The 14,483-nt window shown below is 62.7% G+C and carries 9 protein-coding genes; 2 read left to right on the top strand and 7 right to left on the bottom strand.

Annotation, left to right across the window (positions count from 1 at the left end; all coding sequences use genetic code 11):
• Positions 1-9 precede the first annotated feature (9 nt).
• The 3 genes from FQ320_RS05000 to FQ320_RS04990 all read right to left on the bottom strand — a co-directional run bounded on the left by FQ320_RS05000 (position 10) and on the right by FQ320_RS04990 (position 5,312).
• Positions 10-1,542: an ABC transporter substrate-binding protein gene (locus FQ320_RS05000; RefSeq protein WP_148470499.1), complete on the bottom strand. Its 1,533-nt coding sequence runs from the start codon at positions 1,540-1,542 to the stop codon at positions 10-12.
• Positions 1,543-1,623: 81 nt separating this feature from the next.
• Positions 1,624-3,204 carry a hydantoinase B/oxoprolinase family protein gene (locus tag FQ320_RS04995; protein WP_148470498.1) on the bottom strand — a complete coding sequence of 527 codons (1,581 nt, stop codon included), beginning with the start codon at positions 3,202-3,204 and terminating at the stop codon, positions 1,624-1,626.
• Complete coding sequence (locus FQ320_RS04990; RefSeq protein ID WP_148470497.1) at positions 3,201-5,312, bottom strand: hydantoinase/oxoprolinase family protein; 2,112 nt, start codon at positions 5,310-5,312, stop codon at positions 3,201-3,203. The genes FQ320_RS04995 and FQ320_RS04990 overlap by 4 nt, the downstream gene beginning before the upstream one ends.
• A 215-nt stretch (positions 5,313-5,527) precedes the next feature.
• Here FQ320_RS04990 and ggt point away from each other — a divergent pair, with 215 nt between their 5' ends.
• Both ggt and FQ320_RS04980 read left to right on the top strand, forming a co-directional pair.
• Positions 5,528-7,219 (top strand): gamma-glutamyltransferase, encoded by a 1,692-nt coding sequence (gene ggt / locus FQ320_RS04985; protein ID WP_148470496.1) that lies wholly within the window; start codon positions 5,528-5,530, stop codon positions 7,217-7,219.
• 141 nt (positions 7,220-7,360) lie between these two features.
• Positions 7,361-10,261, top strand: coding sequence for an FAD-binding and (Fe-S)-binding domain-containing protein (locus FQ320_RS04980; RefSeq protein ID WP_187393776.1), 2,901 nt, complete (start codon positions 7,361-7,363; stop codon positions 10,259-10,261).
• Positions 10,262-10,336: 75 nt separating this feature from the next.
• On the opposite strand, the gene FQ320_RS04975 is transcribed toward FQ320_RS04980, so the two are convergent.
• From FQ320_RS04975 to FQ320_RS04960, 4 genes are all read right to left on the bottom strand, one after another.
• Positions 10,337-11,164, bottom strand: coding sequence for a YdiY family protein (locus tag FQ320_RS04975; RefSeq protein ID WP_148470494.1), 828 nt, complete (start codon positions 11,162-11,164; stop codon positions 10,337-10,339).
• Positions 11,165-11,289: 125 nt separating this feature from the next.
• On the bottom strand, positions 11,290-12,177 hold the full coding sequence (locus FQ320_RS04970; protein WP_370513016.1) for a LysR family transcriptional regulator: 888 nt from the start codon (positions 12,175-12,177) through the stop codon (positions 11,290-11,292).
• A 252-nt stretch (positions 12,178-12,429) separates the two neighbouring features.
• Positions 12,430-13,512 carry a DUF1513 domain-containing protein gene (locus tag FQ320_RS04965; protein ID WP_148470492.1) on the bottom strand — a complete coding sequence of 361 codons (1,083 nt, stop codon included), beginning with the start codon at positions 13,510-13,512 and terminating at the stop codon, positions 12,430-12,432.
• Positions 13,512-14,483: an imelysin family protein gene (locus FQ320_RS04960; protein ID WP_148470491.1), complete on the bottom strand. Its 972-nt coding sequence runs from the start codon at positions 14,481-14,483 to the stop codon at positions 13,512-13,514. Before FQ320_RS04960 ends, FQ320_RS04965 begins: the two co-directional genes overlap by 1 nt.

The following is a 14,483-nucleotide window of genomic DNA, read 5'->3' as shown; positions in this document are numbered from 1 at the left end:
GATCCCCGATCAGCCCAGCATCGCGTCTTCCAGCGTGATGCCGGAATAGAAGGTCAGTTGCCCGGGCATGTTCGCAAAACCCGAAACCGAATTCCGCATCGCATAGCCCTGCGAACGCCAGGCCAACCCGACAATAGGAACCGTCTCGATTGCCGTTTCTTCAAGCCCGCGATAGATTTCCTTGCGGGTTTCATAATCAAACTCGGCCTGACCACGGGCAAAGGCTTCGGTGATTTCCGGAGTCTCCATACCAAAGCTCCGCACAAAGCTGTTGGGCAGTGATCCATCCAGAATATTGCTCAGACCGGCAGGATCGTTGTTGTTTGCCGTGGTGCCCATAACCGCCAGATCATAGGAACCTTCGTTGCCCTTCTGCACCCGGGATGACCATTCCGGCAGATCAAGTTGCGCATTGATGCCGATCATCGACAGATAGGCTTGGCAGACTTCGGCGGTCGACTGGTGCATTCCGTATTGCGCGGTCGACAGCATGGTGCAATCAAACCCATCCGGATAACCGGCTTCGGTCAGCAGTGCCTTGGCCTTTTCCGGGTCATAATCCCAGGCGTTGGCAAATTCGGGGTTATAGAACTCGGACTGTTCGGCAATCGGCAAATGCGCCAAGGGGCCACCACGTTCGAAGAATGCAGCGGCGACAATGTCTTCCCGCTTGATCGCATGGGCGACGGCGCGGCGCACCAATGGATTGTCAAAGGGCGCGCGGGTCGCGTTAAACGTCAGATACATGAAGGGACCGTCGCGGGTGTCCAGTTTAAGCTCTGGGTTTTCCTCGATCCGGGTCATCGACTGCCATGGGACATATTCGATCAGATCAACGTCTCCGGCCTCAAGCGCCGCAACCCGCAGGTTTTCATCGGCGTAAACCGTGGCCTCGATACCGTCGAGTTTCGGAAGGCCTTCTTTATAGTAATCCGGATTGGCAACCAGCGAGAGCGACACACCCCGGTCTTGCCCGGACAATTTGAAAGGACCGGCGCCGATCATCGTATCGCGCGGTTCACCCTTTTTGATCATCGGCATGTTGTAATGCGCGAACCAGCCGGGAAGAATGGCAAGAGGTTCAGCAGTGATCATCCGCACAGTCTTTGCATCCGGCGTTTCGACCGTGAGGATCTGAACCAGCTGCCCCTGAAAATAGGCCGCAGAATCGGCTTTCTGCCCTTCGGTCACGTTCCATGCGATATCTTCGGCGGTGACAGGCGATCCGTCGTGCCATTTGGCATCACGCAGCTTGAAGATCCATGCGCCGCTGTCATCCACTTCCCAGCTTTCGGCCAGTTCGCCGCGCATCTTGCCCTCGGCGTCATAGCTCAGAAGACCCCGGTGCATCAGCAGCTTGATCGTGCCCGCCGCCGTGCCGCTGGACGCCCAAGCATCAAAGCTGGGCGGATATGTGGACAGCGCAAAGCGCAATGTGCCGCCCTCTTGCGCGAAAAGCGCGCTTGGAGAGACAAAGGCAAGTCCCCCGGCAACGGCACCACTTGCGGCAAGAAATCCGCGGCGGTTCAGGTCATGTGTCATATGTGGTTCTCCTTGTTGAAGGCGGAACATTGTCTCTGTCCCATCCGGTTTTTTCGCGTTCTTTATTGACGCTGTGTCAGGTCATTCGGCGGCGATCTTCGCATCCTGAAGCGGCGCGCGCCCATGGCCCCCGCCACCGGGCGTCATGACCTCAAGCCATTCACCCGCCCGCAACGTCCCGCAACCGCGCTCAAAGGGTTGGGTTTCCGGGCCGGTGGAAAAGGCCCCGTGTCCGCCTTCGCCGCCGCCATCAAGCCCCCACGACCGGGACTGGGTGCGCGAGATATCGACGCGGACCATGCAGTCCTCGGTCGCGCGGTAAACCCGGCGCAGCCCCATACCGCCCCGGTGTCGCCCTTCTCCGCCCGACCCGTCGATCAGCTCGTAACGTTCAAGGATCAGGGGATATTCAAGTTCAAGCGCCTCGATCGGCAGGTTCGACGTATTGGTGACATGGACATGGATTCCGTCCAGCCCGTCACCGTCGGCCCGCGCCCCGCCACCACCGCCGATGGTTTCAAGGTAAACCCAGTAATTGCCTGCTTCAGGGCCGGTCTGGCGGGTGCCGGAAAACACAGCGACCGTGCAGGCCGAATTGGTGCAGGCCGAAACCCGGGTGGGTGCCGCCTGTGCCAGAGCGCCCAGAATAAGGTCTGCAACCCGTTGGCAGGTTTGCACCCGCCCATTCACCGCCGCCGGATGGGCACAGCTGACCACCGAACCCTGTGGCGCATTCACCGTGATCGCCCGCGCCAGCCCCGCATTGGGCAGGACCGTGGGATCAACCACCGATTTCACAATGTAGTATACGGTCGCAAGCAGCGCGGTGCGGGTCATGTTGATGCCCGAACGGACCTGCGGCGGCGCTTCGAAGTCCAGCGTGATATCGCCACCCTTGATGGTGATTTCCACCGCCAGTTGCAGCGGGTCGTCGAAATCCAGACTGTCGAACACATCTTCGAACCGCCAGCGCCCATCGGGCAGCGCCGACAGCCCGGCGCGCATCTTGCGCTCGGCATAGTCGAGCAGCGCCTCGCCCGAGGCAAGCACCGTATCGACTCCGTAACGGGCACAGAGATCGGTGAACCGCTGCACGCCCACCCGGTTTGCCGCCATCTGGGCGCGCAGATCAGACAGACGTTCGCGCGGCACCTGACAGTTCAGCAGGATCATGTCCTGCACGTCTTTTTGCAGCTCTGCGGCCCGGTACAGGCGGATCGGCGGAATCCGCAAACCCTCCTGATAGATATGCGCATGACCGCGATCCACGAAATCAGAGTGATGCGCGAGGTTCACCGTCCAGGCGACCAGCGTGCCGTCGATAAAGATCGGTTGCGCCAGAACGATATCGGGCAGGTGCGTTCCGCCGCCCTGATAGGCGTCATTGCCGACGAACACGTCACCCGGCCGCATTTCAGCCGGATCATGGGCAGCCAGAACCATCGGGATAAAATCAAGGAAGCTGCCCAGATGGATCGGGATATGTTCGGCCTGACACAGCGTGCGCCCCGCGCGGTCGAACAGCGCGGTGGAACAGTCGCGCCGCTCCTTGATGTTGGTGGAATAGGAGGCGCGCACCAGGGCCTCGCCGGTTTCCTCGACAATCGAGGACAGTGCCGCGCCGATCACTTCGACGGTAATGGGATCGAGGGTCATGCTCATTTGCCAAGCTCCAGGATCAGGTTGTCAAGCGTGTCGACCCGCACCGAGACTCCGGGTGGGATCAGCGTGGTGGTGTCCATCTGCTCGACGATGGCCGGGCCATTGAACGCCATGCCAGCGTGCAGCCTGTCTCGGGCATAGAGGGCGGTTTCGGTAAAAGCCCCGGTCTCGGGATACCACACTTCGCGGGCACCTGTCACGGCGCCCGAGGCATCGGCCGGGCCTTCCGCCACTTCGGGCAGCGCCGCCTTTTGCACCACGCCGGTTGCCTCAAGGCGGAAGGTGACGCAGTTGATCCGCTCGCCCTCGACCGCGAAACCGTAGCGGCGGGTATGGACCTCGTCAAAGGCACGTTTGAGTTGATCCAGAGCGGCCCCGTCCAGCGGGCCATCAGGCACTGCAATGGCCAGTTCGTGGTTCTGTCCTTCGTATCGCATGTCGATGCGGCGGGCCGTGCGCCGATCCTCGGGCGCGATTTCCTCATCCTCGAACCACGCCGCGCCTTCGGCATCGACAGCGTCCAGGGATGCAGCAATTCGGCTCAGCGCCTCGGGTTCAAGCGGCAAAAGCCGCGTCGTCGCGAAATCGGCGCGCAGGTCGGTCAGCAACAGACCCATGGCGCACAGGATGCCGGGGTTGCGCGGCACGATCACCTTTGCCATCCCCAATTCCTGCGCCAGACGCACCGCATGCAACGGCCCTGCCCCACCAAAGGCCATCAGCGCATAGGCCCGCGGATCATGGCCGCGCTGGACTGAAACGACCCTGATTGCCTTGGCCATATTGGCGCTGACCACTGACAGAATGCCCTGCGCGGTCTGCTCCAGCCCCATGCCCAGCTTCTCGGCCATCTGACCAATCGCCTCGACCGCCAGATCGCGGCGCACCTTCATCCGGCCATCCAGAAGATGGGTCGGGTTGAGGATTTGCAAAACGATATTGGCATCCGTCACCGTGGGCCGGGTGGCACCGCGCCCGTAACAGACCGGCCCGGGATCGGCACCGGCGCTTTCCGGCCCCACCTTGAGCAATCCGCCCGAGTCGATCGACGCGATCGAACCGCCGCCAGCCCCGACCGTGTGAATGTCCAGCATCGGCGCCTTGATCGGATAGCCGTGAACCGTGCTCTCGTTGGTCTGGGCGACATCGCCCCCGGCCATCAGCGCCACATCCGAAGACGTGCCGCCCATGTCGAAGGTGATGATATCGTCAAACCCGGCCCGCGTGCCGATGGCCCGGGCCGCCACCACGCCGGTGGATGGTCCGGACAACACCGCGCGCACCGGCGATTCAGCCGCCGCGTCAAACCGCACAACGCCGCCGTTCGACTGGGTCAGATGCGGTGCGACCGTCACCCCCATATCGACGAACCGGGGGGACAAGCGCGAGATATAGCGGCTCATGATCGGGCCGAGATAGGCGTTGACCGTGGCGGTCGAAAGCCGCTCGAACTCGCGGAACTCGGGCGCGATTTCGTGACTGGCGCAGATGAAGGCGTCGGGCATTTCCTGTGCAACGATGGCGCGGGCGGCCTTTTCGTGCGCCGGATTGACGAAGGAATAGAGAAAGCAGATCGCGACCGACCCGACACCCTTTTCGCGCATTTCCCGCGCCGCGGCGCGTACCGCATCTTCGTCCAGTTCGGTCGCGACTTCGCCGGTGTGCAACACCCGCTCGGCGACTCCAAACCGCAACTCGCGCGGCACCAGAGTGGTTGGCTTGCCCGCAAACAGATCATACAGGTCAGGGCGTTTCTGACGTCCGATCTCAAGCAAATCACGGAATCCGTCGGTGGTGATCAGACCCAGCTTGGCCCCCGCCCCGGTGATCAGCGCATTCGTTGCGACCGTTGTGCCATGCCCCAGATAGGCAACGGCGGCGGTGCGGTCTTCTTGCGCCAAACCACGGTTGGTCAGCCCTTCGTCGACCCCTTGGGCGATACCGCGTGATGGATCATCCGGGGTTGACGCGACCTTCCAGACCGAGATTTCACCGCTTGCCTCGTCGAAAAGACAGACATCTGTGAATGTCCCACCCGAATCGACACCGACACGCCATGAATTTCCCCGGCCTTGCGACGAACCGGACGATTGAGCCACATCCTTCATCGCGTTTTCCCCATATTGCAGGTCGAAATCGGATCGATTGATGGCATGGCCTACGTCTCCTTGCTTTCGCACCCAGAAGTTGACCCAGAGGACACTCTGTCACAGTATCGGGTCCAATCTAAAAGTTTTTTTTCCAACAAGAACTTTCTGATTTGTCCCGCAGGTCCCGCTTCAGGCAGGCTGCGCCCTGAATTCGCGCGAAAGGCAGCAATGCAATGACAGACCTTCCCTTCACCTGCGAAAAGTCGCCTGCCTCGGGCAAAGGCGGCATGGTGGTGACGAACCATCCGCGCGCCTCGGCTGCGGGGTACGAGATTCTGGCCGCTGGCGGCAATGCCGTTGATGCCGCCGTCGGATCTCTGCTGGCGCTTTGCGTAGTCGAGCCGATGATGGTGGGCATCGCCGGGGGCGGGTTGGCCCATGTGCGGATGGCTGATGGACAGCATGTGGTTTACGACGGAATGGCCCATGGCCCCGCCGCAACCCACCCCGAAATATATCAACCCGTATCCGACGTGCCGCCAGACCACATGGAAACGGTCGGCCGACGCTCGGCTTTGGGGCCGTCAGCCGTGGCCGTTCCGGGAAACCTTGCCGCCTGGTGCCGGATGCAGGCCGATCACGGCGCGTTGCCGTTCGCCGACGTGATCGCCCCGGCGATCAATCTGGCAAGACGCGGATTCGCTGTCACGCCCTATCTGTCGGGCGCGATCAGTGACGCCGCCAAAGACATGTCGCAGGACCGCACGATTGCCGATCTGTTGTTGCCCGATGGCACACCGCTGGCCACCGGCGACCGTCTGGTGCAGGGCGATTTTGCCGAGGCCCTGCGCGAGATCGAAACCGGCGGCGCCGCAGCCCTGCACGGTGGCCCTCTGGGTGCTGCGATGGCCGACAGGATCGCCACAGGGGACGATGACGCCGGTTGGCTGACCCTTGCCGATCTGCGCGATTACAAGGTTCAACTGCGTGAGCCGATCACCGGAACCTATCGCGGTTATGACGTCATCGGCCCGCCGCCGCCCGCATCGTCGGGGGTGCATATCGCTCAGATGCTGAACATCCTAGAATCCTTCGACGTAAAGGGCCTCGGGTTTGGCAGCGCCGAGGGGCTGCATCTGATGGCCGAGGTGATCCGCATCGGCTTTGAAGACCGGCGCGCGGCCAGCGGTGATCCGGATTTCATCGATGTCCCGGTGGCGAAACTGATCTCCAAGGAATACGGTGCCGAGTGTCTGGCCCGCCTGCGCGATGTGGCCACCCCTGCCCGCGTTCAGGGCGGATATGAAAGCCGCGACACCACGCATATTACTGTCGCCGACCGGCACGGCAACGTAGTGGCGGCCACCCATACGATCAACGGCATCTTTGGTGCCCGCTTCATGGTGCCCGGCACCGGGATCATCCCCAACAACTATATGATGAACTTTGACCCCCATCCCGGACGTGCGCTGTCGGTGGCTCCGGGCAAGCGGGTGCCGACATCCATGGCCCCGATGATCGTGATGCAGGACGGCGCGTTGCGCTGGGCCTTGGGTCTGCCCGGGGGGTTGCGGATCTTCCCCTCGGCGTTGCAGTCCATCGTCAACCTGATCGATCATGGCATGACGCTGCAACAGGCGATCGAGGCACCGCGGATCTGGACCGAGGGGTATCACATGGAGATAGAAAAAGCGTTTGCGCCAAAAGAACCAGCATTGGTCGCCAAGGGCCATGAGGTGCGCCAGATGCCCCATGTCGGCGGCGGGATGAACGCCATCGCCTTTCACAAGGACGGCACTTTGGAGGGCGCGGCCTGCTGGCGCGCCGATGGCACGGTCGCAGCACTTGGCGGCGGACAGGCACGTCCCGGCATCCGGTTCTGGCCCGACCGTGCGCCTGAAACTCCGAAAACCGACAAGGCATGAGTGGGCAGCGTCGCTGCGCCAACGCCGCCCGGCCGGTCCGTTTTGCCGTGGTCTCCGCGCCGTCGGGGGCTGCCCCTTGATTCCCCGCACCACGAGTGGTCTGAACACCCGAAATCACCCTCTCGCAACATGCAGGGCCCCATGAACGCCCCACTTCGCCCGTCGCCCGAAACCGCTACTGCCGCCTTTGTCGCTGGCCTGAACGCCGTCGGCTGGAACGGCACGATCCGCACCGACCGCGCGGCGCGCGTTGTGCTTTCGACCGATAACAGCATCTATCAGCGCTTACCCCAGGCAGTGATAGAACCGCGCGACATCGCCGCGATGGCCGTCGCCATGACGCTTGCCGCTAAGCACGGCGTCGCGATCACGGCGCGGGGCGGCGGCACCGGCACCAACGGGCAATCCCTGACCGACGCGGTGGTGATGGACTGTTCGCGCCACCTGAACCGGATCATTGAAATTGACGCCGAAACCGGGGTGGCCGTGATCGAGCCGGGTGTCGTGCTGGACCAGTTGAACGCCGTCGCAAGGCCGCTGGGCTGGATGTGTGGCCCGACCGTTTCCACCGCGACCCGGGCAACATTGGGTGGCATGGTATCGACCGATGCTTCGGGCAAGGGATCGCGCCGGTTCGGGCGCACATCGGATCATCTGGAGTGCGCCGAGGTGATCTGGTCGGACGGCAGCCGCGACACCCTGCGCGATCTGCGCCCCGATGAATTGGACGCGGTGGCGAACAAAGGTGGCACTCTGGGCCGCCTTATCACGCTGCTGCGCGATGATCTGCCCGCTCATTCCGATGAAATCGACCGGGTGTTTCCGGCGATGAACCGGGGGCTGACCGGGTTCAACCTGAAACAGGTGCAGCGGGCCGATGGCGGGCTTGCGCTGACCCGGCTTCTGGCAGGCTCCGAAGGCACATTGGCGCTGATCGGCCGGATCACCCTGCGCCTGTCACGAGTGCCGCTTCATAAGGGGGCGGCGGTAATCGGTTACAGCGATTGCGACGCCGCGTTGCGTGCGGTGCCCGATCTTCTGGTGGCCGACCCGGATGCGATTGAATTTCTGGATGATAAAGTGCTGCGTCTCGGGCGCGGCGCGGCAGTCTGGGAGGCCGTCGCGCCGATTCTGGGTGATCTTGCGAACGCTGGCGGGCTGCTGTTCGCCGAAGTATCGGGCGAAACCCCCGAAGATGTGACGACGGCGCTGGATGCAGTGGCGGCGGCAGCGCGGGCTTCGCGGATTACTGCGCTTGGAGTGTTGCCCACTCAGGACAGCGCCGGGATGGCCGCTCTGGCGACCCTGCGCAGCGAGGCGGTGGGCCTGCTTGCCTCGGGCGACGGACCGCGCCGGGGTGTGCCCTTTGTCGAAGACGCCGCCGTGCCGCCTGAACATCTGGTGGAATTCGTGCGTGAATTCAGCGCGCTTCTGGATGCTCAGGGGCTGGAATACGGTATGTTCGGCCATGCCGATGTAGGCTGTGTGCATGTGCGCCCGATGCTCGACATGTTAAGCGATGCCGACCGGGCGCGCATTCGCCCGATCTCGGATGCGGTCGCCGCACTGACCCAACGCCATGGCGGGCTGATCTGGGGCGAACACGGCAAGGGTGTGCGCGGTGAATACCTTGAGGGGCGGGTCGGCCCGGTGCTGTTTTCCCTGATGGGCCGGATCAAGACGGCATGCGACCCGGCCAACCTGCTAAACCCCGGCAAGCTGGTTCAGGCTGACGGGGCCACTGGCCCCCTGCTGAAAATCGACACGACGCCGTTTCGTGGCGAAGCGGATGCCAAGATCCCTGCCGATGCACGGCGCGATTTTGCCCCTGCCATCGCTTGCAATGGCAATGGCGCCTGTTTCGACTGGTCGCCCGCGCGCACCATGTGCCCGTCCTTCAAGGCCACAGGTGACCGTCTTCAGTCGCCCAAAGGCCGGGCCGCGCTGATCCGCGACTGGCAGCGCCATCTGGCCGATGATCCGGGCGGTGCCCCGGCGCGTGCGGCGGCGGATGCGCTGGCGACAACTCTGGACACCTGCCTGTCCTGTAAGTCCTGCACGTCGCTTTGTCCGATCAGGGTGGATATCCCCGAGATGAAAGCGCAGTTCCTGCACCGTCATCACGCCACGACGCACCGGCCCCGGCGCGATCATCTGGTCCGTTGGATGGAGCGTCTGACCCTGCTGGCCCGCCACCTGCCCCGCCTGTCGAACCTTGCGATGTCAGTGATGCCCTGGCGGATCGCGGCGCTGTGCGACCTGCCTTCGCTGACGCCGATCCCGGCGGAACGGGCTTTGCGCCAGGCGGGCGCGGTGATCATCGCGCCGGATCGCCCACGCCTGTCGGCCCCCGCCGGACAGTCCGCGATTCTGATCACCGACAGCTTTCTTGGCGTGTTCGACACCGGCCCCCTGCTGGCCGCCGCCCGGATCATCGCGATGATGGGAGTTACGGTGCATGCCACCCCGCCGATTGCCATGGGCAAGGCGTTGCAGGTCCGCGGTTTTCTTGATGCTTTTCACCGGGTCCGCGACACGGCATTGCTGCAGCTCAAGGCGCTTGCCGCGACCGGAGCGCCGCTTGTGGTGGTTGAACCCGCGGTCCTTATGGCGCTGCGTCAGGAATGGCCGCTTGCGGACCACGGGGTCGAGATCCTGTCGCTGGAACAGTTTCTGCACGGGCGGCGCGGTGATCTGCCTGCATCGCGGGCCACCGCCGCGCTGACGCTTTTGCCCCACTGCACGCAGGCCTCGGGCGACCCCGGCCATACCCGCCTCTGGCAGGAAATATTTGCCCACTGCGGGCTGAAGCTGACGGTTGAAAGTGTGGGATGCTGCGGAATGGCGGGTCTGTTCGGACATGAGGCCGAACACAAGGACATGTCGCGCGACATTTTCGATCTGTCATGGCGCGGGCCGGTCACAGATAAAGACCGAACGGTTGTGGCGACCGGATTTTCCTGCCGCTGTCAGACCGCGCGCTTTGCCGGACATCGCCCCGATCACCCGGTCGAAGCCCTTGCCAAGGCGCTGACCGGCTGAGCCTGCGGACCTTGGGTTACCCGAAGCAAAAGGGGGCGGATCGCTCCGCCCCCGGTCTTAAAGCATGTGGCGGGTTCAGAACCCGTAGACGAGCGAAACGCCCAGCGTGTTGTCGGTGCTCTTGAAGCCCGGCTGCGGGTCGCTGTTGTATTCGGTGCGGTATCCGACGCGGGTGGCCAAGGCATCGGACATCTTGAACGTCACGCCAAGGTCGTTGGTCACAAGAGTGTCCACGTCCGAGTAAAGCACGTCAGTGTCATTCGACAAAAAGGCAGCATCGCTGAATTTATAGAAGAACCGCGAAGATGCGATCGCTGCCAATTCGGTTTCAGAGTTGTGGTTCTGGTCACGGATATACCGCACGCCCGGGCCAGCCTGAACGCGCCAGGTCATCTGTTCGGTGTTGATGATCCGGTAACCGGGGCCAAAGCCCAGAAAGGCATCAAGTTCGTTGCTGGCGAAACCGTCATAGCGCACGCTGCCCAACCCGAAGACATAGAACGAGTCGTTGAAATAGCGGTTGGCTTCGTAGACAGCGAAAATCTCTTCTTTGTTGCGGACGCTGTTGTCTTCGGCAATCTCTCCGGCAAAGCCCAGAGTGTGGTTCCAGACGCCGGCGCCATAGCGGAACCGACCGCCGAACGACAGATCACCGGTATCGGTGTTGCCCGAAGTGGCCGACAGACCCAGCGAAACCGACCCGGACCAGCCCTGTGCAAAGCGGTTGTCGCCAAAGCGCGATGCATCATCGCCTCTTTCGATCTCTTCGGTCACGTCATCCTGAATGTCGTCGATACGATCATCCAGCGTCCTGTTTGAGACCAGCCCACCCTGCGCGAACACGGGTGCAGCCAACATCAGAGCCAAAGTCGAAACGGAAGCCAGTTTTGCAATCTTATTCATGGGTCAAGCCTTCCCAACAAGGTGACCCGCTCTGTCTCAAGAGACGGGAGCATTTCTGCTGTGACGGCATCTATCGCTAGGGATGACTTAAGAGAAATTCAAAATACTCAGGGTTGAACCGAGTTTTACTCACGTTGGATATCCGGAGTTTCGCCCAGCACCTCGATTTCGTCATTTTCGCTGATCTCGCGCAGTGTGGCGATGATCGCCTCTTGGTTGGCATCTGCCTGTTCAACCACCAGTGCAAGGGTGTCGCGAGCGATCTCGGCAAGCTCCGGATCAAGATCATCGCGCCAGACCACCCAGACCGGAAAGGGAAACACCGGGGCGTCAGGCACCAGATGCAATCGCCCTTCCTTGAGATCGCGGGAAATATACCGCGCAGGCAGATAGGCGGCACATTCACGATTGACCACATATTCCGCCGCTTGCGCGCCCAGATTATGAGTCAGGCCGGGATTGGTCAGATGCGGCAGAGCGATGGCGTGGGCGTGGACGAACTCGGGGCCCCAATCGACAAAGACATAACGTCCGGTCAGATCCAGCGTCGGATCGGCCCATGAGGCGACAAGGACCAATTCATCCTCCATCAGCTTTTCCACGGTCAGGCCGGGGCGCAACTGTGGCGTGTACATCAGCCCGACCTGAATCGACCCCTCGATCAGATATCGCATCAGCCGGTCGGGCAGCCCGGATTCGGTGCGGATGCTGAGATCGGGCATGTTGGCGCGCAAGCCGTCCAACCAGCGAAACCCAAGGCGCGGCCACAGGGAATACTGCGCCCCGATCGACAGACTCTTGCTGAACCCTTCGGGAATGGCGATCTGTTGGCGGGCTTCCTCCCACAGTTTTATCAGCGAAAGCGCATATTTTTCAAACTCGCGCCCCGCGCTCGTCAGTTCGGCCCCTGCCTTTGACCGGGTGAACAGCCGCTTGCCCAAGGACTGTTCAATCCGCTGTATCCGCAGCGACACGGCAGACTGGGTGACAAACAACCGCTCGGAGGCCGACACAAACGATCCTGTGGCCGAAACTTCGAGAAACGTCCTGATCAGAGTAATGTCCATTCGCCAAGTATAAATAAAACTCGGGTGACTGACAATTTTTACTCATTCTCGTTCATCGAAATCCGGAGTATAGACAGAGCTGCGGAGATGAGAGCGGTCAGACATGACCGTGCGGCAGTTCGATGGGGTAACGGGCCCCAACGCCTTTGGCCCCGGTCTTATCTTCGCACATCCTGACAAGTTGCGCGCCCCCGGCCGTCATCCCAGAGCATCGCGGATCGCGACCAGATGGTTGTCAAAGGCAAGATCGTGCCGCGCCAGCAGCGACAAGCGATCTGCAATGCGGTGTACGCCGCCCAACCCATCGGTGGCCAGACCGCCCGTAGCCGTCGCGGCGACACCACAAAGATCGGCCTGCTTCATCTCGCTCTCAAACCTGCCCGCACTGTCAAATATCTGCGCCACTCCGCCAACGGGCGACGATAGCGCGATGCGGTTGTCGCCCAGAACCGCCACCGATCCGGCATATCCGGCCATGTTGCGCATTGCGGAGTCCGGCATCGAGGCAAAGCGCAGCCCCGAGTCGGTGGAACACAGCGCCAGCAGCGGCGGCGCGTCATAGATATCGCCCTGCCACTGAAACGCACAGGCGATCGTGCCATCGGACGCCGCCGCGATATGGCGCAGCGAGTTGTGATGCAGGTCGGGCGGCAGGTCCCACTGGGCGATCTGCTCTCCATCTTCCGACAGGCAGGTCAGGTTCGGGCGCATCTCGTTCAGGTTCAGTTTTTCCCGACCCGTTTCGGGCCGGGTCAGGATACCGCCATTAGCAACCGCAAGGGTCCGGGTGCCCGGAATGCGCAACAACTCGTGCGGGCCGATCCCCCCCGATGAGGTTTCGCCAATGCGCGTATAGCCGCCCTGACGCGACCAGATGCCGATACGCCCCTGCCCGCTTTCGATATGGTTCTCGGTGGTGAACAGCCGCGCGCCATCAGCCGAAAACGCGCCGTGACCGTAAAAGTGATGCCCGCGTGGCGCGACGATTTCATGGGCCACCCGCCCCCGCGCGCAATCGATGACCATCGCAAAAGTGCCGGGGCGGCGGGCAAAGGCGACCGCCTCGGCAAATTGGGGATGGGCGGCGGCGGCATGGCCACGGGCGGGCAGCGGCAGTTGGAAGGCAAGGCTGCCGTCGTCACGCAACCCGGTCAGAACGAAATCGCCCGAAGGCGTCTTGGCCGCGCTCAGGTGGGTCGGCCCGCCAACATCCGCCCAGCCAAGGCCGGGTGCGGCCCCGCTGGCCAGCAGTCCGGCCAGAAATCCGCGTCGCGTCGCCATCAGTCGCCATCCATCGCGTTGAAACCGGCCTGCACGCCCAGCGCCGCACCGATTTCGGTGGCGATGGCGGCTTGAATCCCCACGACCTGCTGTTGCAATGCCTCGACCCGGAACCGCTCGCCCGGGTCGGCGACCCCTTGCAGCGCCGGGTCGTCAAGCGTTTGCGCCGAGGCCAGCGCCCGGTCAAACGCTGCCGTGGTGTCGGGAATGTCGCCCTCGGCCAGCGCCACGGCCATGGCGCGCAATGCGCTCAGGCCCAGCGCGACGTTGCGCAGGCTGCGCTCTGAACGATAAGCCTCGGCCCGGGTGGGACGGGGGCGCTCAAACGTGCCCAAGGGGCGGCCAATGCGTTGATCCTTGATGAACTCCAGCCCCGATGTCAGCGATGTATAGAGCACGCGCAGGGCTTCGGCGGGCGATTGCCAAGGGCTGCCGTCCTGCCCGGGGTTGCGCAGCAGCCCAGCCAGATCGCCCCGCCATTCATCGTTCAGGGTGGCGGCGGCACTGGCCAGATGCAGGGCGATGGCGCGGGTAAAGGCGCAGGTATATTCCGTCGGTTCCGGCGTATCGAACAGCAGACGCTCAAGAGCAAAAAACCCCTGTGCGGCCACCGATACCTCGTTGAAAGCAGCGGGATTTTCCACCGCCGGATCATTGGCGCCGATCAGCCGCGCCACCGCCCGCCCGGTCTGATCCTTTGGGTCCGGCCAATAGGCGATTGCCAGCGACCTGCCATTCTCCTCGACCGGGCCGAACTGGATATGGCTGATCGCCAGCCAGGCATCAAAGGCCGCGTGATAGGCTGGCTTCAGATCAGGGCTGTCACAGGTCTGCACGACCTCGGCAAGGTCCTGCGTTGCATCGGCAAAACTGGCGTAACCGGGCAGGATATGGGCATCGACAACGGCTTCGACCCCCGCATCGGCCAGCGTTGGCAGGGCGAAAATCAGCGAAAGTGCAAATATCTTCAT

Source organism: Oceaniovalibus sp. ACAM 378, assembly GCF_008085915.1.
Lineage (GTDB): Bacteria > Pseudomonadota > Alphaproteobacteria > Rhodobacterales > Rhodobacteraceae > Oceaniglobus.
Note: the sequence above shows the minus strand (reverse complement) of the source record. Positions and strands in the feature narration are given on the sequence as shown.